Source organism: Pantoea sp. Ae19-2 (assembly GCF_059801205.1).
This window is the reverse complement of the sequence record NZ_JBCHWE010000001.1, coordinates 1597464-1616738: the sequence shown is the minus strand read 5'-3', so window position 1 is coordinate 1616738 and position 19275 is coordinate 1597464. Positions and strand designations below refer to the sequence as shown.

Sequence of the window (19275 nt, the reverse complement as noted above, 5' to 3'; positions counted from 1 at the left end):
TTGGAAATTGAACGCGTAATCCGTACCATACGCGGCATACTTTTGTCCGCTGGTTTTTACTGCCGGCGGCAAGCCGTCATAGAGAGCCAATCAAAGGGGCGCGGCAGTGCGTAAAAGGTTTGTGCGCATTGACCCACGGGGCCAGGGCCGGGTTAACCCGCACACTGACTCTGTGAACTTCCCTTTTGATGACTGAGAAACCGCGTAATGCAACAAAATCAAGAAACGAGCAAGAAAGAGCAGTACAACCTCAACAAGCTTCAGAAGCGTTTACGCCGTAACGTTGGCGAGGCTATCGCCGATTTTAATATGATTGAGGAAGGCGACCGCATTATGGTTTGCCTGTCAGGCGGCAAAGACAGCTATACCATGCTGGAAATCCTGCGTAGCCTGCAAAAAAGCGCGCCGGTGTCATTCAGCCTGGTGGCGGTGAATCTTGACCAGAAACAGCCGGGATTCCCGGGACACATTCTGCCTGAATATCTTGATGCTCAGGGTGTTGAGTACAAAATCGTTGAAGAAGACACCTACTCAATCGTTAAAGATAAAATTCCCGAAGGTAAAACGACCTGCTCTCTGTGCTCACGTCTGCGTCGGGGAATTTTGTATCGCACCGCTACGGAGCTGGGCTGTACGAAAATCGCCCTTGGCCACCATCGTGATGATATTTTGCAAACGTTGTTTTTGAATATGTTCTACGGTGGCAAGATGAAAGGCATGCCGCCCAAGCTGATGAGTGACGATGGTAAACACATCGTGATCCGTCCTCTGGCTTACTGCCGCGAGAAAGATATTATTCGTTTCTCAGAAGCCCGTCAGTTTCCGATTATCCCGTGCAACCTGTGTGGTTCTCAGCCGAATCTGCAACGTCAGGTCGTCGCAGACATGTTGCGCGACTGGGATAAACGTTATCCTGGCCGTATTGAAACCATGTTCAGCGCCATGCAAAACGTCGTGCCCTCTCATATGGCAGATATCAACCTCTTTGATTTTAAAGGTATTCAACACGGCGATGCCGTGGTCGATGGCGGCGATCTGGCCTTTGATCGCGAAACGCTGCCGGTCACACCGGTTGGCTGGCGCGCCGAGGAAGAAGAAACGCCTGACCTCAGCGAACGTCTTAACGTGCTGGAAATTAAGTAACGCTTATCTGTTCGTTGAAAGTAAAGGGCACGCGTCAACTCGCGTGCCCTTTTTTTATACGTTGCGGTGAGGGGGCGGATCCATTACCGGCGGAAACTCCGGTTCCGGTGGCGGATCGGGCTGCGGCTGCGGAATGGGGGGCGGATCCGTTGGAATGGGCTCGCTGTTGTGAATCGCCATCATGCCGTTCTCCTCTTATGCGAATGGATTTTAAGCTTAGGAAAGAATTGACATCTCAGCCAGCGGGCAAAAAAAAAGCCGGCTAGTTAGCCGGCGTATTTCGAATTAAATATGCTATGCAATAATTCAAAAAAGGAAGTAAGACAATATGGAGCGCAACGCCCATCGCTTGACGTTGCATTCACCTGCGAGAGAGATTTTGCGCGGTTTGCGTCTGGCAGATATTGATGTCGATCAGCTTTAGTCCTGTTAATGGAATTTTCCTGACTGACGCCCTGCTCCTCTCCCATGCCTTACAGCCAGCGTCGCTTGCGCAGATAACCAGCCACGCCTAACGCCAGTACCACGAGTAAAAGACAAAAGACGCTAAAGCCATAGCGCCATGCGCCGCCGGGGATCCCGCCCAGATTGACGCCAAACAGGCCAGTCAAAAAGGTCGCTGGCAGAAAGATCATGGCCATAAGCGACATCGTGTAGGTTCGGCGGTTCATGGATTCCGCCATGACCGAGGCCACTTCGTCTGCCAGCACGGCGGTTCTGGCTACGCCGGCGTCCAGATCGTCCAGGCCGCGGCCCAGTCTGTCAGCAATTTCCTGCATACGGCGGCGCTCGCTATCGTCCATCCACGGCAATTTTTCACTCGCCAGGCGCGAGAAGACATCGCGCTGCGGTGCCATATAACGGCGCATTACGATCAGCTGTTTGCGTAACAGTCCCAGCTCACCCCGCGGCGGAATCCGTTGATCAAGTAAGGCATCTTCCAGCTCAATGATTTTATCGTGTAGGTCTTCGATAAATTCGCTGGTGTGCCCGGTTAAGGCATCGCAGACTTCAACCAGCCAGCTGCCACAGTTCACCGGACCGTTGCCGTTTTCGAGATCGGTCAGCACTTCATCCACGGCAAACACTTTGCGTCGGCGGGTGGAGACAATGAGCTGATCGTTAATGAACACCCGCATTGCCACCAGCTGGTCAGGACGTGCATCGCTGTTATGGTTGACGCTGCGCAGGACAATCATAAAACCGTCCCCCAGCCGGGAAACACGGGGACGCATGCTTTCACCAGCCAGCGCATCGCGCACGGCATCCGGAATTTGAGGCGTAGACTGCAGCCATTCGGCGCTACGAGGATGGGTATAATTAAGATGCAACCAGCAGGGATGCTCGTCGTGCAGCACCTGCGTTTCATCAATGGGGATCATGCCACCCTTGCCATCCAACTGGCAGGAAATAATGGCATCTGTCACCTGAAGCGCTTTTCCTTTTACACCGTCCACACCGTTACCCCGCTATCAAAATCAATACGATACAGTCTAGCGTGGCGCTGTTGAGTTGCAATCCTGAGCCTGTGTACAAAGATGTCAAAAGACGGCCTGATGTCAGGCCGCTGTGACTTAGTGTTTCTCAATCCACAATTCCCGGCTGTAGGCAACGTCTTCGGGGTTTGTAATCGGGTAACCTTTGACCCACGGCTTAATGAGCCGGCCATTGGTGTACTGATAAAGGGGCGCGATTGGGACCTGGTCAGCGATAATCTGCTCTGCCCGGTTATAATCCGCATTGCGCGCCTTATCGCTGGTTTCCATACTTGCCTTGGCAATGACGGCATCGTATTCGGCATTACTGAAGCGCGGAATGTTGCTGCTGTTGCCTGAGGTGAGCAGATTCAGGAACGTCGAGGGTTCGTTGTAATCCCCTACCCAGGAGGCGCGGATAACGTCAAAGTTGCCACTGTTTCGGCTGTCTATATAGGTTTTCCACTCCTGGTTTTCCAGTTTCACATCCACACCAAGGTTTTTCTTCCACATCGACGCCACCGCAATCGCGATTTTCTGATGGCTTTCAGAAGTGTTGTACAGCAACGTCAGCTTTAACGGCTTAGCGGGGCTGTAACCTGCGGCTGCCAACAGGGCTCTGGCCTGCGCATCCATCTCTTTTTGATTGTGCTGTTGCTGTAGGGCGGGCAGCGGTGTGAACCCGGCCGTGACGTCAGGGGTAAAATGCCATGCCGGTTTTTCCCCTGTGCCCAGGACTTTTTCGGCGATAACGGCGCGATCGATACTCCACAACAGCGCCTTGCGCACGCGTACGTCGGCCGTTGGCCCTTTCTGGGTATTAAACGCGTAATAGTAGGTGCCGAGCTGATCCGGCGTATAAACCTGGCCGGGCAGCGTTTTCTTCAGCAGCGCGTACATGTTTTTGGGGAAAGATTCGGTGATATCCACATCGTTAGCGCGGTAGCGCTTAGTTGCGCTCGATTCTTCGTTGATGGGCACAAAGGTCACTTTGGTTAAAACGGAGTGGGCGTTGTCCCAGTAATGGGGATTGCGCACGAGAACGATTTTTTCATTCACGACGCGTTGGCTGAGTTGATAAGCCCCATTGCCCACCAGTTTGCCCGGCTGGGTCCAGTCTGCACCTGCGTTTTCAACCACGCCCTGCGGTACTGGATAGAACGCGACGTTAGAGAGCATCGCAGGAAACCAGGGAACCGGACGGGTCAGCGTAATCTTCAGGCGATTCTTGTCCAGGGCGGTGACGCCCAGCTTATCCGGTGTCATTTCGCCTTTGGTAATCGCGCCCGCGTTGCTCATGCCGCTCAGTGCGATAAAGGAGGCCTGAGGCGATGAGGTTTTAGGATCGACAACGCGCTGCCAGCTGTATACAAAATCCTGCGCGGTCACCGGTTTGCCATCAGACCAACGGGCATTATTACGTAAAGTAAGTATCCAGACCTTATTGTCACTGCTGCTCCAGCTCTGCGCGACACCGGGCACAATTTTGCCGTGGGCATCCTGACTGGTCAGCCCTTCATACAAATCGCGCATCACCTGGATTTCAGGCAGGCCCACGGCTTTGGCCGGATCGAGGGAAGCGGGTTCATCTTTGATATGGCGGACAATCTCTTGTTTCGCGGCGAGCTGTGCACCGGCAGGAACCTCGGCGGCCAACGCGGGCACAAACGCGTTAAGCAGGCTCAGGGCCGTTAGCGTTAATGAAAAGCGTATTACCATTATCACCCCTTTGCAATAAAGACGCGCTGGATCAGCGCATTACTGACTCAGCCTGTTAACGGCCACTTTATCGCAAATTGCTGATTGATAAATAGCTATTTTCCCCGACCGGCTTTTCCGCTACTTTTAAATAAACTCAGGAGAACGTCACTATGTCATCCATTCATCCGCGACCGCTGCGCGGCAAACTGGCTATTTCCTGGCAGCAGTATGGCCGCTCTGTTCTGGGCGCCCCGCTACTCTGGTTTCCCGCCGTGCAGGCGGACGGCGACAGTGGCCTGATTCTGGCCGGCACTCACGGTGATGAAAACGCGGCGATAGCCGCCCTTTCCGCTGCGCTGCGGACCTTGCCGGAGGCACAGCGTCGGCATCATGTGGTGTTGGCGATGAACCCCGACGGCTGTCAGCTGGGCCTGCGTGCCAATGCGAATGGCGTGGATCTGAACCGAAACTTTCCGGCCGCCAACTGGCAGTCGGGCGAAACGGTTTACCGCTGGAACAGCGCGGCAGACGCGCGGGACGTTAAGCTGTCAACGGGGACACATCCGGCATCGGAGCCGGAAACCCAGGCGCTGTGCGCGCTCATTCATCAGCTTAAACCGGCCTGGGTCGTCTCGTGGCACGAGCCTCTGGCCTGCATTGATGACCCCGAACAGACAGACGTAGGCACCTGGCTGGCGGCGCAGACCCAATTACCGCGGGTGAGCAGCGTGGGCTATGCCACGCCGGGCTCCTTTGGCAGTTGGTGCCACGACCTGAGTCTGCCCTGCGTCACTGCCGAGATGCCGGCTATCTCGGTGGACGAAGCCACAGAAACGTATCTGGAGACGATGCTTACTCTGCTGCGCTGGCAGCCGTCATTAACGCCCCGTCATGTACCTTAAGCGCCGGTTCAACATCCACGGCCAGCCACGTTGCGCCATCGAGATCGGCAAAACGCACCAGCGGCACCAGCGGCAGCGCCGCGCGAATCGCTCTTGAGGTACAGATCATACAGCCGGACATCAGCGTAAAGCCCTGCTGCAGCGCAGCATGTGCCAGGGCAAGCGCTTCAGTGAGTCCGCCCGCTTTATCAAGCTTGATATTCACCATCTCATAGCGTCCACGGAGAGCAGGCAGGCTTTCCCGCGTGTGGCAGCTTTCATCGGCGCAGATCGGAAGAGGATGGATAAAGTTCGCCAGCGCTGCGTCTTCTCCTGCCGGTAACGGCTGTTCCAGCATGGCCACCTCCAGATCGGCTAACAGCTGGCAACGGGCTGCCAGCCCTTCGGCATGCCAGGATTCATTCGCATCCACAAGTAATGTCGCGTCGGGAACAGCAGCGCGAATCGCCATCAGGCGCTCGGTAATAAAGTTATTGTCCATTTTGATTTTGAGCAGGGTTGCGCCATGTTGCCACAACGCCTGCGCGCTGCTGGCCATCGCTTCCGGCGTATCAATGCTCACCGTGTGTGCAGTCACAACAGACTGGGTCGGTTCCGCGCCCACTAACTGCTCCAGCGTCACATGCTGCTGGCGAGCGGCAAGGTCCCAGAGAGCACTGTCGATGGCGTTTCTTGCCGCACCGGCAGGCAACAGGCTCTGCAAAGCTTCACGCGACAGCCCTTGCTGCAGTTGAGGCATAACGGTCGCAATTTGTTCCAGCACCAGGGCTTCGCTTTCGCCGTAGCGCGTGTAAGGCGTGGCCTCGCCGATCCCTTTCACGCCCTCTTCTTCGATTTCGACGACAACGACCTTGGCTTCGGTGCGACTGCCACGAGCAATGACAAACGGCGTATGCAGCGGCCATGCTTCGGGATAACATTTTACCGTTCTCATTACCTCTCCTTTTCTCTGGGATTCATCATCGCCATTTAACTTTAGGCAACAAATGCTCTCGTAAACCCTTAAAATTTATGTCATAAACAATGGCTATACCTGTACTGACGCTTTCTTTTCTGTCAGATAACATCATTAGAAGGAATTCTTATGTCTCAGACTGTTCACTTTCAGGGCAACCCTGTAGCGGTTGCAGGTCAGTTCCCGCAGCCGGGCGATAGCGTTAACGCTTTTACCCTCGTGGCGAAAAACCTGTCTAACGTTTCACTCTCTGAGTATGCAGGAAAACGCAAGATTCTGAATATTTTTCCCAGCGTTGATACCGGCGTGTGCGCCTCTTCGGTGCGCAAGTTTAACCAGTTAGCGGGCGAACTGAATAACACGGTGGTGTTATGTATTTCCGCCGACCTGCCCTTTGCTCAATCGCGTTTTTGTGGCGCAGACAACCTCAACAACGTGGTTACGCTGTCAACGCTGCGCGGCGGGGAATTCAAAAAAGATTTTGGCGTGGAAATTGCTGATGGTGCCCTTCAGGGTCTGACGGCCCGTGCCGTTATCGTACTGGATGAGCATGACAAAGTGCTTTACAGCCAGCTGGTGAATGAGATCACCACTGAACCCGATTATGATGCCGCACTCGCTGCGCTGAAATAATGTCCACAGCGGATAAGCCAGACTTATCCGCTGCGTTTTATTCGCCGTCGCCGCGCTTCTGCCCCAGACCGTACTCCCGCAGTTTATTGGCAATGGCGGTATGGGAAACCCCCAGTCGTTTTGCCAGTTTGCGCGTGCTCGGATAAGACAAATATAACCGCGTCAAAATAGATCGTTCAAAGCGGCTGGTGATCTGATCCAGCGTGCCTTCCATCGCTTCTTCCCCCAGTGACACATCCAGCGCCTGTTCAGGCAAGACGATATCCTGCGGCCGTAACTCATGGCCTTCCAACTGGGTTAATGCACGATACAAGGCATTTTTAAGCTGCCGCACGTTTCCGGGCCAGTTATAGCGCATCAGAAAAGCATTCAGCTGTGAGGAAAGACGCGGCCGTGGAATGCCCTGTTCATCGGCGAAACGCGCCACGAACATTTCCGTCAGCGGCATAATGTCCTGAACGCGCTCGCGCAGCGGCGGCAGATTCAGCGTAAGCACATTCAGGCGATAGAAAAGGTCTTCCCTGAACTCGCCGCGCTGAACCAGCTCAAACAGGTTCTTCTGGGTGGCGCAGATCACGCGGACATTCACGTGTACCTCATGCTCCTCACCGACGCGGCGGAAAGTGCCATCGTTGAGAAAACGCAGCAGCTTCGTCTGCATGGTGGGTGACATCTCGCCAATTTCATCCAGCAGCACCGAGCCACCGTTTGCCTGTTCGAAAAAGCCTTTTTTGCCCTCCAGCGCATTGGGATAGGCCCCGGCTGCGTGACCAAAAAGCTCACTTTCCGCTACGTCATCCGGCAGCGATGCACAGTTAAGCGCCAGAAAAGGCATCTTTCCGCGTGCGCTGCGTAAATGACAGGCCCGCGCCAGCATGTCTTTGCCCGTGCCGGTGTCGCCGATAATCAGCAGCGGTGCATCGTGCATCGCGAGCTTGCGCGCCTGTTCCACGACCTGCCGCATCCTGGGCGTAACGGCGACAATATGATCGAACTCGGTTTCATCAGTCACCACCAGGTTCTGCAGTTGTCGCCCCATACGGGCAGTAGACTTCAGCATCACCATTGCGCCGACGAGCTGGTCGGCCTGGTCGTTGTCCTCTGACAGGTAAATCGGGTGTGCTTCCATCAGGAAGTCGCGCCCTTCTATCACCACATGTTGCGCCTGCGCCTGAACGCGTTCGCTCTCCAGCCAGCGCGCAAAATTAAAACCGTTAATCAGGTGGTCGGCGGTAAAATTGCGGATCTTGTTTTCATCAAGATTAAACAGGTTTTGCGCCGCCGGGTTCGCCAGCTCAACCTTCGTTCTCAAATCAACCGAAAATACCGGCTCTGGCATGGCAACCAGCAAGGCGCTGAGTACCCGATGTTCACGTTCAGACGGCATATAGGGGACCGTGCGGACATCGGTGACGCCGGGTGTACGACGGATTTCCGCCATCAGATTACTGAACTGTTCGAATTCAAGCGTGGAGAAATTGAGATAGATACGGCCTGAGGCGGCGACTTCAATGCCGCGGAGATCGATACTGCGCGCCACCAACAGGTCGAGCAATTCACGCGCCAGTCCGATACGGTCCTGACAAAACACTTCTAAACGCATCGCGTGGGCCTTAATCCGTTTGATATGTCGCGATAATACGCTAAACAGCCCGTCCGCAGAAAGGGGGCTGTCAGGAAAAGTTGACAGCGTTAACGCAAGCGCGTTTTTTTTAAACGTCCGTCGCGCGCAGCGCGCCATAACACCTTGAGTTTTCGACGTCTTTCGCAGTTAATCTTCCCAGTATCCCGGAACGGTCCCCCGCAGATTTGGCGCGCTAAACAGGGGGACGTTAAATAACGGCCCCCATCTATAGTCAGTTTTGTGGATGTTTATTCCCGCCCTTTTGTAGCGCGTCTTTCAACTGCCCTAACAGCTCCCGGCGGTAATCGCCGAGACGAGGTTTATCATTTTCCAGCCAGGGTAAAGGCCGACACAGTTCCATCGCTTTGATACCCAGCCGGGCGGTGAGCAGCCCCGCACCAATGCCCTGCGCGGCACGCGTCGACAGGCGGGCCGCGATGTCCTGCGACATCCAGTCCATTCCGACCTCGCGCACCAGCTCTGAGGCCCCGGCAAACGCCATGTTAAGCAGCACCAGTCGGAACAGGCGCAGTCGACTAAAATAGCCCAGCTCAATACCGTAAATGGCCGCAATGCGGTTGACCAGCCGCAGGTTACGCCAGGCGATAAAGGCCATATCGACCAGTGCCAACGGGCTGACGGCGATCATCAGCGCCGATTCGGCAGCATGGCGGCTGATTTCCCGCCGGGCCTGGCGATCAAGAACCGGCTGCACCAGTTGGGCATAGAGCCGGACCGTTTCACCATCATTGTGGGTTTCGTGAAGCGAGGCATGCCAGCGTTGCAGCGCTGGATGAGCCTGATCCAGTTCGGCCTGACGCGCCAGTTTTTCACAAAAAGCCCGCCCCTGGCCCACGCCGTGGCTGTTAAGCAGTTCCCGTCCCCGATCGCGCTCTTCCGCACGCTGCCGCAGTTGATATAAGCGGCGCCATTCCTGGGTCAGCGCGCCCACACCGGCCAGAACAATCAGTCCGCCGGCGACGCCGCTGCCCAGCGCAAACCAGTCCTGCGCCAGCCAGGCATTGTGGCTCCACTGCACGCCCTGCGCCACAACACTGACGCCAAACAGCGCCAGGCCTGCGCCCACCATTTTGCGCCACAGGCTGCGTTTAGGTTTCAGCGCGGCCTCGACGGCTCTTTCCCCTGCGCTTTCTTCTTCAACCGTCGCGTCGCTGTCTTGCACAGCCAAAAAAGCGGCCTGGGCATCGTCTTCAAACGTTTGAGCAGGCCGCAGCACACTTTCGGGCTTATCCTCCAGCGGGTGGGCAAAATCGATACGCGGTTTTAACGGATCGCTCATCGCAATTTATCTCCCAGTAAAAATTCCAGCGCCGCATCCATGCGGATATGCGGCAGTGGGCGATCGATATCCAGCTGCTGTGGGCGAAACTGCTCAAACTGAAAGCCTTGCTGCTGCCAGAACGCGCTGCCCGGTAGCCGGGGCGGAACGTCACCCGGATAAACGGTTAATGCCTCGCCATCCTGCAGGCGATGACCGCGAAGTGCCGGGATTTTTTCGCCACGGTGATCGACCAGCCCGCTTTGTGTGGCCTGAACCGAGGCCAGGCCAATACAGTCCATGCTGATGCCTTCGAACGCGGCGTTTTGCCAGGCGTCCTGCACAAGCTGCTGCAGCAAAGAGACCATATTGCCGTGCTGGTCGCTGGTGATGTGATCGGCTTTGGTCGCGGCAAATAACAGCTTATCGATGACGGGTGAAAACAGTCGTCGGAACAGCGTACGCTGCCCGTAATGAAAGCTCTGCATCAGTTGCGTTAATGCCAGCCGCATATCATTAAACGCCTGCGGCCCGCTGTTGAGCGGTTGCAGGCAGTCCACCAGCACGATCTGGCGATCAAAGCGCAGAAAATGATTTTTATAGAAGTCTTTTACGACATGCTGGCAGTAGTAATTGAATCGCTGCTGCAGCATGGCAAAGTTACTGCCTTTATCGGCCTGCGCCAGCTTCGCCGCCTGGGCTTCATCGTCAGCTGGCCAGGGAAAAAACTGTAGCGCTGGCGCACCGGCCATATCGCCAGGCAGAACAAAACGTCCCGGCTGAATGAAGTGCAGCCCTTCCGCTTTACACTGATGCAGGTAGTCAGTCCAGGCCGCAGCGATGTCGGCCAGGCGGTTCTCATCCGCCGGAGCAAAAGGATCAAGCGTTTGACTCAGTGCACGCCATGGCGCGGCCCAGCTGGCGCGATCGCCCTGTAATAAGCCGTTCATCTGCCGCGACCAGGTCAGATAATCCTGTGCCAGCATAGGCAGATCGAGCAGCCACTCACCCGGGTAATCGACGATTTCAAGATAGAGCGTGGCGGTGTCTTTGAGATGGCGGAGTAACGAATCGTTGGGGCGATAACGCAGTGCCAGGCGCATTTCACTCACGCCTCGCGTCGGGGTTGGCCAGGCGGGCGGTGTGTTGTAAAGCTGCGCCAGCCCCTCATCGTAGGTAAAACGCGCCGTGCCCATGTCCCGCTGGGGGACGCGTTTCACGCCCAGCAGGCGCTCATCGCGCACCACGGAAAACAGCGGCAGTCGGGCACCGCTGTGAACAGACAGGAGCTGGTTAACCAGCGAGGTAATGAAGGCCGTTTTGCCACTGCGGCTTAATCCGGTTACCGCCAGACGAAGATGGCGATCGACGCCGCGGTTCATCAATGCCAGCAATTCAGTTTGCAGTCTTTTCATCTTTCTCCTTGATGAAGCGTGATGCCACAGTGTTCATCACGCGTTTCAGCAGTGGCTCAAGCGCCAGTCCTAACAGAATACGCAACGGACGACGCGCCACCGATTTCACCGCCCAGCCGGTCACGCCCGCAGGACCATAAGTTATCGCATTGATAATGATAAATTTAGCGGCGGACTTCAACGCAGGTGTTGCACGATGACGAAAAGCCGCAGTGCGTGAAACAGTCATCACTTCCTCCAAACGGTTCACAAACGGGCCAGACACTGGCCCGCTGCAGAACAACGATTAAATCTGACGGAAACGACTGCGCACGCTGAAGGTTTCAGAGGTGACGTAACGTTCAATATCCCGAACATTACGCTCATCCTGTTGCAGTGTCGTTTCCAGTTGGTCCAGCAGTTCACCGGCGCTGGGCGCGTATTCCCCGTTATCCACGTCGGCCGGTTTAACGTCCAGCACAAAACCCAACACGAAATAGGCGATCACGGTAAACACAAACAGACCAAAGAACAGTGACAAGACGACGATGATGCGAAGCAGTCGTACCGGAACGTCAAGGTATTCGGCTAAACCGGCACACACGCCCATCAGCTTCCCTTCGTCAGGCTTACGCCATAACTTGCGGCCTTTCATCATGGCTGCCTCCAGTTAGGATGTTCAGCATCGAGGATGGCTTCAAGCGCTTCAATGCGCTCCCGCATGCGCTGGGCATCTTTGGTTACCTGTTGCAGGCGCTGCATCTGACTCTGCGACAGATCGGTGCCCCCGTTGCGTTTGTTACTGTAGTGTAGCCATAGCCAGACGGGTGCCACAAACAGCACAAATATCGTTAATGGAATGGCTAAAAATAATGCGCTCATTGACTCTCCTTAATCCTGTCCAGCAGAAAGCGGCGTCTTATTCGCTGCGGTTCATTTTGGCTTTCAGCGCGTTCAGTTGCTGACTGATTTCGTCATCCGCTTTCAGATCGGTAAACTGCTGATCCAGGGTTTTCGGTTTGCCAAAACCGTGGCTCTCTGCTTCTGCTTCCATGTGATCGATGCGACGCTCAAAGGATTCAAAACGCGCCATCGCTTCATCAATTTTACCGCCGTCCAGCTGACGGCGGACATCGCGTGAAGACGATGCCGCCTGGTGGCGCAGCGTAAGAGCCTGCTGGCGTGCGCGGGTTTCGCTCAGCTTTTTCTCCAGCTCGGTGATTTCGCCTTTCATGCGAGCCAGCGTCTCTTCAACCTGGTCAACTTCCTGTTTCAGGGTGGCGATCAGATCGGTGAGTTTCTGCTTTTCGATCAGCGCGGAGCGGGCCAGATCCTCTTTGTCTTTACGCAGAGCCAGTTCAGCCTTGTCCTGCCATTCGGCCTGCTGAAGCTCTGCCTGCTCAATCCGCCGTGCCAGCTGTTTCTTCTCTGCCAGGGCGCGCGCAGAGGTGGAGCGGACTTCAACCAGCGTATCTTCCATTTCCTGAATCATCAGGCGCACCAGCTTCTGCGGATCTTCTGCACGCTCCAGCAGGGAATTAATGTTGGCATTAACGATGTCAGCGAAACGCGAAAAAATACCCATAATGATGTTCCTCTTGATTGTCATAGTTTCAACTTGCTGAACGGATTAATTCAAGATGCGTGCCAACTTTTATCTTATTGATTTTTATTGTATTGCTGGCTTTTCAGTTTCTTTTATCTGTTCTAAGATAGTTAAATTGATTAATCAGTGGCGAAATTCATCATGTCTCCTAACAACGATAACCTGCTGGGCGAATCGAACAACTTTCTGGAAGTGCTGGAGCAGGTATCGAAACTCGCACCGCTGGAAAAACCGGTTTTGGTCGTGGGCGAACGCGGTACCGGTAAAGAGCTGATCGCCAGTCGTCTGCACTATCTGTCCGATCGCTGGCAGGGCCCTTTTATCTCGCTCAACTGTGCCGCGCTGAATGAAAACCTGCTGGATTCGGAGCTGTTTGGACATGAGGCAGGCGCCTTTACCGGCGCGCAAAAGCGTCACCTGGGCCGTTTTGAACGGGCAGACGGCGGCACGCTGTTCCTTGATGAGCTGGCAACCGCCCCGATGCTGGTTCAGGAAAAACTCCTGCGGGTTATTGAATACGGTCAGCTTGAACGCGTAGGCGGGAATCACGTTTTTCAGGTGAATGTGCGCCTGATTTGCGCCACCAATGAAGACCTGCCCGCGCTGGCCGCCGCCGGGAAGTTTCGTGCCGATCTGCTCGATCGTCTGGCGTTCGATGTGGTTCAACTGCCGCCGCTCCGAGAGCGCCGTAGCGATATTCTGGTGATGGCGGACCATTTCGCCATCCAGATGTGCCGGGAGTTGACCTTGCCCCTGTTTCCCGGTTTTACTCAGCAGGCTCAGCAAACCTTACTGGAACACCCGTGGCCGGGTAACGTGCGTGAGCTAAAAAACGTCGTTGAGCGGTCGGTCTATCGCCATAACACCAGCGATGAACCTCTGGATAACATCATTATCAACCCGTTTGAACGACGCACCGCCCCCGAAGATGCCCCGCCGCCTGCCCACGTGCCGGACGCGGCATCGGCCCTGCCTTCTTTACCGCTTGACCTGCGTCAGTGGCAGAATCAGCAGGAGTACGATGTGGTAGAAATCAGCTTACAACAGGCGAAGTACAATCAACGTCGTGCCGCCAGCTTACTGGGTGTGACCTACCACCAGCTCAGAGCGATGATGAAAAAGCACGGGATTCAGGCGCGAGACGGACAAGCATAAAGGATCTGGCCGGTTCCGATACGTGGCAAGGCATTGTTTTTCTGCGGCATTTGCCGTGGGCGATTCTTCGATACGACTGAGACAAGAGGGTGAGACAGAAAGCGGGCGGGAGCCTAAAAAAGGGCCCGCCGAAGCGGGCAACTGGAAGCAATGTGAGCAATGTCGTGCTCTTCTTCGGTAGAGCCACCGTCGAAGCGCAACTGAATAATAATCATTCCTGTTCGCATCTGTAAAGCCTTATTGAGAACTTTTCTCATTTCCACATCAACGCTATGCCTTTATTTTTCACGCAACTCCGCGTGCTTACGCGTCATTTGCGTCTCTGCGTAAATAGACCATGTCACGTAACTGTACGCCCTCTTCGATAATCGGTTTGTCATCATTGTCCGTGAAAAAATCCTTGACCCGGTGTGACTTGCGGAAACCGCTTTTATGATAAAAACGGAGTATGCCTGGCACGTCCCCGGTGCCGACGTACATCGTCTTACACGCTTTTAAAAACGTCTCTGCAATATAAGCCAGCATCGTGCGGCCATAGTTACCCTGATCTGCCGGGCAGGTCGCCATATTTTTAAGCTCGCATTCCGTCTCGTTTAAACGCGTCACCACGGCAATGCACTTCACTCCGTTATCCCACAGCCTGAACATGCGTCCGCTGGCAAGATAGCGGTCAATCATATCTTCCTGTTCATCGGCCAACAGCAATAGCGGCAGGTAGATTTTTTTATTTTCCGTCACTTCATCGATAGTCATGGGTGCTTTCCTCCTGTGCCATCGACACAAACAGGTTCTGCCTGGGTAAAAACTGATCGCGATCGGCACCAGCCAATCCCACTTTTACGCTGGTGCGCGCGCAAAGAGCTGGCAATCGCTGATGCGTATTTGGGGCCAGGCCCGCTTTGCGATACACTCTGCCTAATGCCTGAGAATCGTTGAGTTCTATGTTAAAACTAATTCCTTCGCTGTTACTGAGTCTCAGCGTGTTGAGCGCGCCTGTGTGGTCTGCGCCGACGCTGGCGGGTGATATCCGTCAAAGCGGATTCGTCTATTGCGTTAACGGCACGCTGAATACCTTCAATCCGCAGATGGCCAGCAGTGGTTTAACGGTGGATACGCTGGCTGCGCAGCTGTACGACCGCCTGTTAGATGTGGATCCTTACACCTACCGGTTGCAGTCCGATCTGGCTGCCAGTTGGGAAGTGCGTGATAACGGTGCCACTTACCGTTTTCACCTGCGTCATGGGGTGCAGTTCCAGCACACCGCAACCTTTAAACCCACCCGCGCCATGAATGCGGATGACGTGGTATTCAGCTTTGCCCGCATGTTCGATCGCAAACATCCCTGGCATAACGTCAACGGTGGCTATTACCCCTATTTCGACAGCCTGCAGTTCGCCGATTCCGTTCAGAGCATTAAAAAAATCGATAACGATACCGTCGAATTCCGTCTGAATAGTCCGGACGCCTCTTTTCTCTGGCACCTGGCGACGCACTACGCGCCCGTTTTGTCGAAAGAGTATGCTGACAGCCTGGATAAAGTGGGCCGCCAGGAAGAGCTGGATCGTTTACCTGTCGGCACCGGTCCTTTCCAGTTGAGCGAATACCGCAGCGGGCAATATATTCGTCTGGCGCGTAACCCGCATTACTGGAAAGGCGTGCCGCGCCTGCAGCAGGTGGTTATCGACCTCGGAGCCGGCGGAACAGGCCGTTTATCGAAGCTGCTTACGGGCGAATGCGACGTGCTCGCCTATCCTGCCGCCAGCCAAATATCCATTCTGCGTGACGATCCCCGACTGCGCATGACGCTGCGGCCCGGGATGAACATCGCCTATTTAGCATTTAATACCCGAAAACCGCCGCTCGACAGGCCGGAAGTCCGTCACGCACTGGCGCTGGCGATGAATAATGAGCGTCTGATGGAATCTATCTATTACGGCACTGCCGAGACGGCTGCATCCATACTGCCTCGCGCGTCCTGGGCTTACGATACCGATGCCAGCATTACCCCTTACGATCCCAAAAAGGCCAAAGAAGCGCTGGAAGCCGCTGGCGTCCACGATCTTCATCTGCGCCTGGTCGTGCCCGCGGCCTCGCAGTCCTGGAACCCTGCACCGCTGAAAACGGCAGAGCTTATCCAGGCTGATCTTGCGCAAATTGGCGTACAGGTCACCATCGTGCCGGTTGAGGGGCGTTTTCAGGAGGCACAGCTGATGGCAATGAACCACGATCTGACGCTGGCGGGCTGGGCAACTGACAGTAACGATCCCGACAGCTTCTTTCGTCCGCTGCTCAGCTGCGCCGCCATCAGTTCGCAGACCAACTATGCTCACTGGTGTTCACCCACGTTTGACGACACGCTGAAAAATGCCCTGTTGTCACAGCAGCTGTCGGGGCGTATTGAAAATTATGATAAAGCCCAGCAGATTCTGGCGCGCGAGCTGCCCGTTCTGCCGCTGGCTTCATCTTTGCGTCTGCAAGCCTATCGGCATGATATTAAAGGTCTGGTTTTGAGTCCGTTTGGCAATGCGTCATTTGCCGGCATGTATCGTGATGAGCGAGAGGAACGTTAAGTGGTCATCTATATCCTGCGTCGCCTGGTATTGCTGGTGATTACCTTGTTTTTTCTTTCGCTGGTGAGTTTCAGCCTGAGCTATTTCACCCCTAACGCGCCCCTGGAAGGCGCATCGCTGTTCGATGCCTGGTGGTTCTGGTTTAAAGGCATGCTGCAGCTGGACTTTGGGGTTTCCAGCACCAATGGCCAGGAAATTGGCGTACAGCTGCGTGAGGTGTTTCCCGCTACGATGGAGCTGTGCCTGATGGCCTTTAGCTTAGCGCTGATCGTCGGGATTCCGCTGGGCATTTGCGCCGGTGCGATGCGGCATAAATGGCAGGATAAACTGATCAGCGCTCTCGCCCTGTTAGGATTCTCGATTCCTGTGTTCTGGCTTGCCCTGTTGTTTACGCTGTTTTTTTCGTTAACGCTGGGCTGGCTGCCGGTTTCCGGCCGCTACGATTTGCTCTATCCGGTCCAGAACATTACCGGCTTTGCCTTGATCGATGCCTGGCTCAGCCCCTCGCCGTGGCGGCATGAAATGATGATTAGCGTGCTGATGCATCTGATTTTGCCGGTGACCGTTCTGGCCATGGCGCCAACGACCGAGATCGTGCGTTTATTGCGCATCAGCACCATTGATGTCGTGGATAAAAGCTATGTGAAGGCGGCCGCCACCCGTGGGTTATCCCGTTTTACCGTGATTCGCCGTCACGTTCTGCATAATGCCCTTCCGCCCGTCATTCCACGCCTGGGTCTGCAGTTTTCCAGCATGTTAACGCTGGCGATGATCACGGAAATGGTCTTCAACTGGCCCGGCCTGGGGCGCTGGCTGATTAACGCTATCCGCCAGCAGGATTATGCGGCGATATCGGCCGGTGTGATGGTGACCGGCGGCGTGGTGATTGTGGTGAATGTGCTCTCTGACATTGTCGGTGCGGCGTTGAATCCGCTGAAACATAAGGAATGGTATGCCCTACGATAACATCTACGCCGAAAAACGCCTGCCGAGCGCAATTCGTCAGAGCTGGCACCATTTTTATAGCGACATGCCTGCGATGATAGGCCTGTACGGCTTTGGCGCACTGCTGCTGCTCTGTCTGTTTGGGCATTTTCTGGCACCTTATCCCATCGACCAGCAGTTTTTGGGCTACCAGCTGTTACCGCCCTCCTGGTCACGCTACGGTGAAGTGTCGTTCTTCCTTGGAACAGACGATTTAGGGCGTGATTTACTCAGCCGTCTGCTCAATGGCGTGGCCCCGACAGTGGGTTCAGCCATTGTGGTTACGCTGTTTGCCACTTTCTGGGCACTGGTACTCGGTATCGTGGCGGGCATGACGCACGGCGTGCGCTCTGCCGTGCTGAATCACGTGCTGGACACGTTACTGTCAATTCCTTCTCTCCTGCTGGCCATCATCGTGGTGGCCTTTCTCGGCCCACGCCTTGAACATGCGTTGCTGGCGGTCTGGCTGGCGCTGATGCCAAGGCTGGTGCGGGAAATTTACAGCGCCGTTCATGATGAACTGGAAAAAGAGTATGTGGTGGCGGCGCGTCTCGATGGGGCGACCAGCATTAATATTATGTGGCATGCGATTCTCCCTAACGTGTTACCTATGCTGATCAGCGAAATTACGCGTGCGCTCTCCATGGCCATTCTTGATATTGCCGCCCTGGGATTTCTCGACCTTGGCGCGCAGTTGCCCTCACCGGAATGGGGCGCGATGCTGGGCGATTCCCTGGAGCTGGTCTACGTGGCCCCCTGGACCGTGATGTTGCCCGGTGCGGCGCTGATGCTAAGCGTATTAGTGGTTAACCTGCTCGGTGATGGCATTCGTCGGGCCGTCGAGGCGGGAGTGGAATAATGCCGTTACTGGATATTCGTAATCTGACGATTGAGTTTATGACCGCGGACGGGCCGGTTAAAGCGGTCGATCGCGTTAATTTGTCCCTCAGTGAAGGCGAAATTCGCGGTCTGGTCGGGGAGTCCGGTTCGGGCAAGAGCCTGGTGGCCAAGGCGATTTGCGGCGTGACTAACGACAACTGGCGCGTTACCGCAGACCGCATGGTCTTTGATGACGTTGATCTGCTGCGTCTGTCTGCCCGTGAGCGCCGCCGCATCGTGGGTCATAACGTATCGATGATTTTTCAGGAGCCGCAATCCTGTCTCGATCCCTCTGAAAGTGTCGGGCGTCAGCTGATGCAGGCGATTCCGCGCTGGACCTATAAAGGCCCGTGGATGAAGCGTTTTTGGTTCTGGCGTAAAACCCGGGCGATTGAACTGCTGCATCGGGTGGGCATTAAGGATCATAAAGACATTATGCGCAGCTTTCCCTATGAGTTAACCGAGGGCGAGTGCCAGAAAGTTATGATCGCCATCGCGTTAGCGAATCAGCCCCGCCTGCTGATTGCGGATGAGCCAACCAATGCGATGGAGCCTACAACCCAGGCGCAGATATTCCGCCTGCTGAGCCGTCTTAACCAGAACAACAACACCACCATTTTATTGATCAGCCACGATCTGCGCACGATGAGCCAGTGGGCTGACCGCATTAACGTCATGTACTGCGGCCAGACGGTCGAAACGGCGCAAAGCGAAGACCTGATGACGACCCCGCATCATCCCTATACTCAGGCTTTGATTCGCGCCATGCCTGATTTTGGTCGTCCGCTGCCGCACAAAAGCCGACTGAACACCTTATCGGGCGCGATTCCGTCGCTGGAGAGCCTGCCGATTGGCTGTCGCCTGGGGCCACGCTGTCCCTACGCGCAGCGTAAGTGCATTGAAACGCCGCGGCTGACGGGCACCCGCTCGCACCTGTACGCCTGCCACTTCCCGCTTAACGTTGAGGGCCAATAA

The 19275-nt window shown here is 55.3% G+C and carries 20 protein-coding genes; 8 read left to right on the top strand and 12 right to left on the bottom strand.

What is annotated here, in order from left to right:
* The first annotated feature begins 207 nt into the window (after positions 1-207).
* A complete protein-coding gene (gene ttcA / locus AAIE03_RS07475) occupies positions 208-1143 on the top strand; it encodes a tRNA 2-thiocytidine(32) synthetase TtcA (RefSeq protein WP_014605764.1) in 936 nt (311 codons plus the stop codon).
* A 54-nt stretch (positions 1144-1197) separates the two neighbouring features.
* Here the strand turns inward: ttcA and AAIE03_RS07470 are convergent, their stop codons facing one another.
* From AAIE03_RS07470 to AAIE03_RS07460, 3 genes are all read right to left on the bottom strand, one after another.
* Positions 1198-1326, bottom strand: a complete 129-nt coding sequence (locus AAIE03_RS07470; RefSeq protein WP_022623200.1) for a hypothetical protein — start codon at positions 1324-1326, stop codon at positions 1198-1200.
* A gap of 290 nt (positions 1327-1616) precedes the next feature.
* On the bottom strand, positions 1617-2600 hold the full coding sequence (gene zntB / locus AAIE03_RS07465; protein WP_013025892.1) for a zinc transporter ZntB: 984 nt from the start codon (positions 2598-2600) through the stop codon (positions 1617-1619).
* A 117-nt stretch (positions 2601-2717) separates the two neighbouring features.
* Positions 2718-4337: a peptide ABC transporter substrate-binding protein gene (locus AAIE03_RS07460; RefSeq protein ID WP_498562909.1), complete on the bottom strand. Its 1620-nt coding sequence runs from the start codon at positions 4335-4337 to the stop codon at positions 2718-2720.
* 152 nt (positions 4338-4489) lie between these two features.
* On the opposite strand from AAIE03_RS07460, the gene mpaA reads away from it, so the two are divergent.
* Positions 4490-5221, top strand: a complete 732-nt coding sequence (gene mpaA / locus AAIE03_RS07455; protein ID WP_498562908.1) for a murein tripeptide amidase MpaA — start codon at positions 4490-4492, stop codon at positions 5219-5221.
* Here the strand turns inward: mpaA and ycjG are convergent.
* Positions 5172-6155 (bottom strand): L-Ala-D/L-Glu epimerase, encoded by a 984-nt coding sequence (gene ycjG, locus AAIE03_RS07450; RefSeq protein WP_024471801.1) that lies wholly within the window; start codon positions 6153-6155, stop codon positions 5172-5174. The two genes, mpaA and ycjG, sit on opposite strands and share 50 nt — an antisense overlap.
* A gap of 150 nt (positions 6156-6305) precedes the next feature.
* Between ycjG and tpx the strand changes: the two genes are divergently transcribed.
* The gene (gene tpx / locus AAIE03_RS07445) at positions 6306-6809 is read left to right on the top strand and encodes a thiol peroxidase (protein ID WP_013025896.1); all 504 of its coding nucleotides are present in this window, start codon (positions 6306-6308) and stop codon (positions 6807-6809) included.
* A 37-nt stretch (positions 6810-6846) separates the two neighbouring features.
* Here tpx and tyrR read toward each other — a convergent pair whose 3' ends face one another.
* From tyrR to pspA, 7 genes are all read right to left on the bottom strand, one after another.
* On the bottom strand, positions 6847-8412 hold the full coding sequence (gene tyrR, locus AAIE03_RS07440; RefSeq protein ID WP_029570060.1) for a transcriptional regulator TyrR: 1566 nt from the start codon (positions 8410-8412) through the stop codon (positions 6847-6849).
* A gap of 253 nt (positions 8413-8665) precedes the next feature.
* Positions 8666-9733 (bottom strand): YcjF family protein, encoded by a 1068-nt coding sequence (locus AAIE03_RS07435; RefSeq protein ID WP_013025899.1) that lies wholly within the window; start codon positions 9731-9733, stop codon positions 8666-8668.
* The gene (locus tag AAIE03_RS07430) at positions 9730-11127 is read right to left on the bottom strand and encodes a YcjX family GTP-binding protein (RefSeq protein ID WP_019105150.1); all 1398 of its coding nucleotides are present in this window, start codon (positions 11125-11127) and stop codon (positions 9730-9732) included. The genes AAIE03_RS07435 and AAIE03_RS07430 overlap by 4 nt, the downstream gene beginning before the upstream one ends.
* Positions 11108-11356, bottom strand: a complete 249-nt coding sequence (gene pspD / locus AAIE03_RS07425) for a phage shock protein PspD (RefSeq protein ID WP_014605759.1) — start codon at positions 11354-11356, stop codon at positions 11108-11110. The genes AAIE03_RS07430 and pspD overlap by 20 nt, the downstream gene beginning before the upstream one ends.
* A gap of 57 nt (positions 11357-11413) precedes the next feature.
* Entirely contained in the window at positions 11414-11764 is a 351-nt protein-coding gene (gene pspC, locus AAIE03_RS07420; RefSeq protein WP_013025902.1) for an envelope stress response membrane protein PspC, read from the bottom strand.
* The gene (pspB, locus tag AAIE03_RS07415) at positions 11761-11988 is read right to left on the bottom strand and encodes an envelope stress response membrane protein PspB (protein WP_013025903.1); all 228 of its coding nucleotides are present in this window, start codon (positions 11986-11988) and stop codon (positions 11761-11763) included. The genes pspC and pspB overlap by 4 nt, the downstream gene beginning before the upstream one ends.
* Before the next feature lie 37 nt (positions 11989-12025).
* Positions 12026-12691: a phage shock protein PspA gene (gene pspA / locus AAIE03_RS07410; protein WP_014605758.1), complete on the bottom strand. Its 666-nt coding sequence runs from the start codon at positions 12689-12691 to the stop codon at positions 12026-12028.
* Positions 12692-12853: 162 nt separating this feature from the next.
* On the opposite strand from pspA, the gene pspF reads away from it, so the two are divergent.
* Positions 12854-13867: a phage shock protein operon transcriptional activator gene (pspF, locus tag AAIE03_RS07405; protein WP_015700227.1), complete on the top strand. Its 1014-nt coding sequence runs from the start codon at positions 12854-12856 to the stop codon at positions 13865-13867.
* Positions 13868-14170: 303 nt separating this feature from the next.
* Here the strand turns inward: pspF and AAIE03_RS07400 are convergent, their stop codons facing one another.
* Positions 14171-14620 carry a GNAT family N-acetyltransferase gene (locus AAIE03_RS07400; protein ID WP_498562907.1) on the bottom strand — a complete coding sequence of 150 codons (450 nt, stop codon included), beginning with the start codon at positions 14618-14620 and terminating at the stop codon, positions 14171-14173.
* A 188-nt stretch (positions 14621-14808) separates the two neighbouring features.
* On the opposite strand from AAIE03_RS07400, the gene sapA reads away from it, so the two are divergent.
* From sapA to sapD, 4 genes are read left to right on the top strand one after another with little or no spacing between them, the layout of a single operon-like run.
* On the top strand, positions 14809-16437 hold the full coding sequence (sapA, locus tag AAIE03_RS07395; protein WP_498562906.1) for an ABC transporter substrate-binding protein SapA: 1629 nt from the start codon (positions 14809-14811) through the stop codon (positions 16435-16437).
* On the top strand, positions 16438-17403 hold the full coding sequence (sapB, locus tag AAIE03_RS07390) for a putrescine export ABC transporter permease SapB (RefSeq protein ID WP_014605757.1): 966 nt from the start codon (positions 16438-16440) through the stop codon (positions 17401-17403).
* Positions 17390-18280, top strand: a complete 891-nt coding sequence (gene sapC / locus AAIE03_RS07385) for a putrescine export ABC transporter permease SapC (RefSeq protein ID WP_072136807.1) — start codon at positions 17390-17392, stop codon at positions 18278-18280. Before sapB ends, sapC begins: the two co-directional genes overlap by 14 nt.
* The gene (sapD, locus tag AAIE03_RS07380) at positions 18280-19275 is read left to right on the top strand and encodes a putrescine export ABC transporter ATP-binding protein SapD (RefSeq protein WP_024471798.1); all 996 of its coding nucleotides are present in this window, start codon (positions 18280-18282) and stop codon (positions 19273-19275) included. The genes sapC and sapD overlap by 1 nt, the downstream gene beginning before the upstream one ends.

What these genes read in the sequence shown, in the direction of transcription:
- mpaA (WP_498562908.1), top strand. Translation starts at nt 4,490, where the DNA reads ATGTCATCCATTCATCCGCGACCGCTGCGCGGCAAACTGGCTATTTCC.
- AAIE03_RS07470 (WP_022623200.1), bottom strand. Translation starts at nt 1,326, where the DNA reads ATGATGGCGATTCACAACAGCGAGCCCATTCCAACGGATCCGCCCCCC.
- pspD (WP_014605759.1), bottom strand. Translation starts at nt 11,356, where the DNA reads ATGACTGTTTCACGCACTGCGGCTTTTCGTCATCGTGCAACACCTGCG.
- AAIE03_RS07430 (WP_019105150.1), bottom strand. Translation starts at nt 11,127, where the DNA reads ATGAAAAGACTGCAAACTGAATTGCTGGCATTGATGAACCGCGGCGTC.
- pspC (WP_013025902.1), bottom strand. Translation starts at nt 11,764, where the DNA reads ATGATGAAAGGCCGCAAGTTATGGCGTAAGCCTGACGAAGGGAAGCTG.
- pspA (WP_014605758.1), bottom strand. Translation starts at nt 12,691, where the DNA reads ATGGGTATTTTTTCGCGTTTCGCTGACATCGTTAATGCCAACATTAAT.
- ttcA (WP_014605764.1), top strand. Translation starts at nt 208, where the DNA reads ATGCAACAAAATCAAGAAACGAGCAAGAAAGAGCAGTACAACCTCAAC.
- tpx (WP_013025896.1), top strand. Translation starts at nt 6,306, where the DNA reads ATGTCTCAGACTGTTCACTTTCAGGGCAACCCTGTAGCGGTTGCAGGT.
- sapA (WP_498562906.1), top strand. Translation starts at nt 14,809, where the DNA reads ATGTTAAAACTAATTCCTTCGCTGTTACTGAGTCTCAGCGTGTTGAGC.
- AAIE03_RS07460 (WP_498562909.1), bottom strand. Translation starts at nt 4,337, where the DNA reads ATGGTAATACGCTTTTCATTAACGCTAACGGCCCTGAGCCTGCTTAAC.
- pspB (WP_013025903.1), bottom strand. Translation starts at nt 11,988, where the DNA reads ATGAGCGCATTATTTTTAGCCATTCCATTAACGATATTTGTGCTGTTT.
- tyrR (WP_029570060.1), bottom strand. Translation starts at nt 8,412, where the DNA reads ATGCGTTTAGAAGTGTTTTGTCAGGACCGTATCGGACTGGCGCGTGAA.
- sapC (WP_072136807.1), top strand. Translation starts at nt 17,390, where the DNA reads ATGCCCTACGATAACATCTACGCCGAAAAACGCCTGCCGAGCGCAATT.
- AAIE03_RS07400 (WP_498562907.1), bottom strand. Translation starts at nt 14,620, where the DNA reads ATGACTATCGATGAAGTGACGGAAAATAAAAAAATCTACCTGCCGCTA.
- sapD (WP_024471798.1), top strand. Translation starts at nt 18,280, where the DNA reads ATGCCGTTACTGGATATTCGTAATCTGACGATTGAGTTTATGACCGCG.
- AAIE03_RS07435 (WP_013025899.1), bottom strand. Translation starts at nt 9,733, where the DNA reads ATGAGCGATCCGTTAAAACCGCGTATCGATTTTGCCCACCCGCTGGAG.
- ycjG (WP_024471801.1), bottom strand. Translation starts at nt 6,155, where the DNA reads ATGAGAACGGTAAAATGTTATCCCGAAGCATGGCCGCTGCATACGCCG.
- pspF (WP_015700227.1), top strand. Translation starts at nt 12,854, where the DNA reads ATGTCTCCTAACAACGATAACCTGCTGGGCGAATCGAACAACTTTCTG.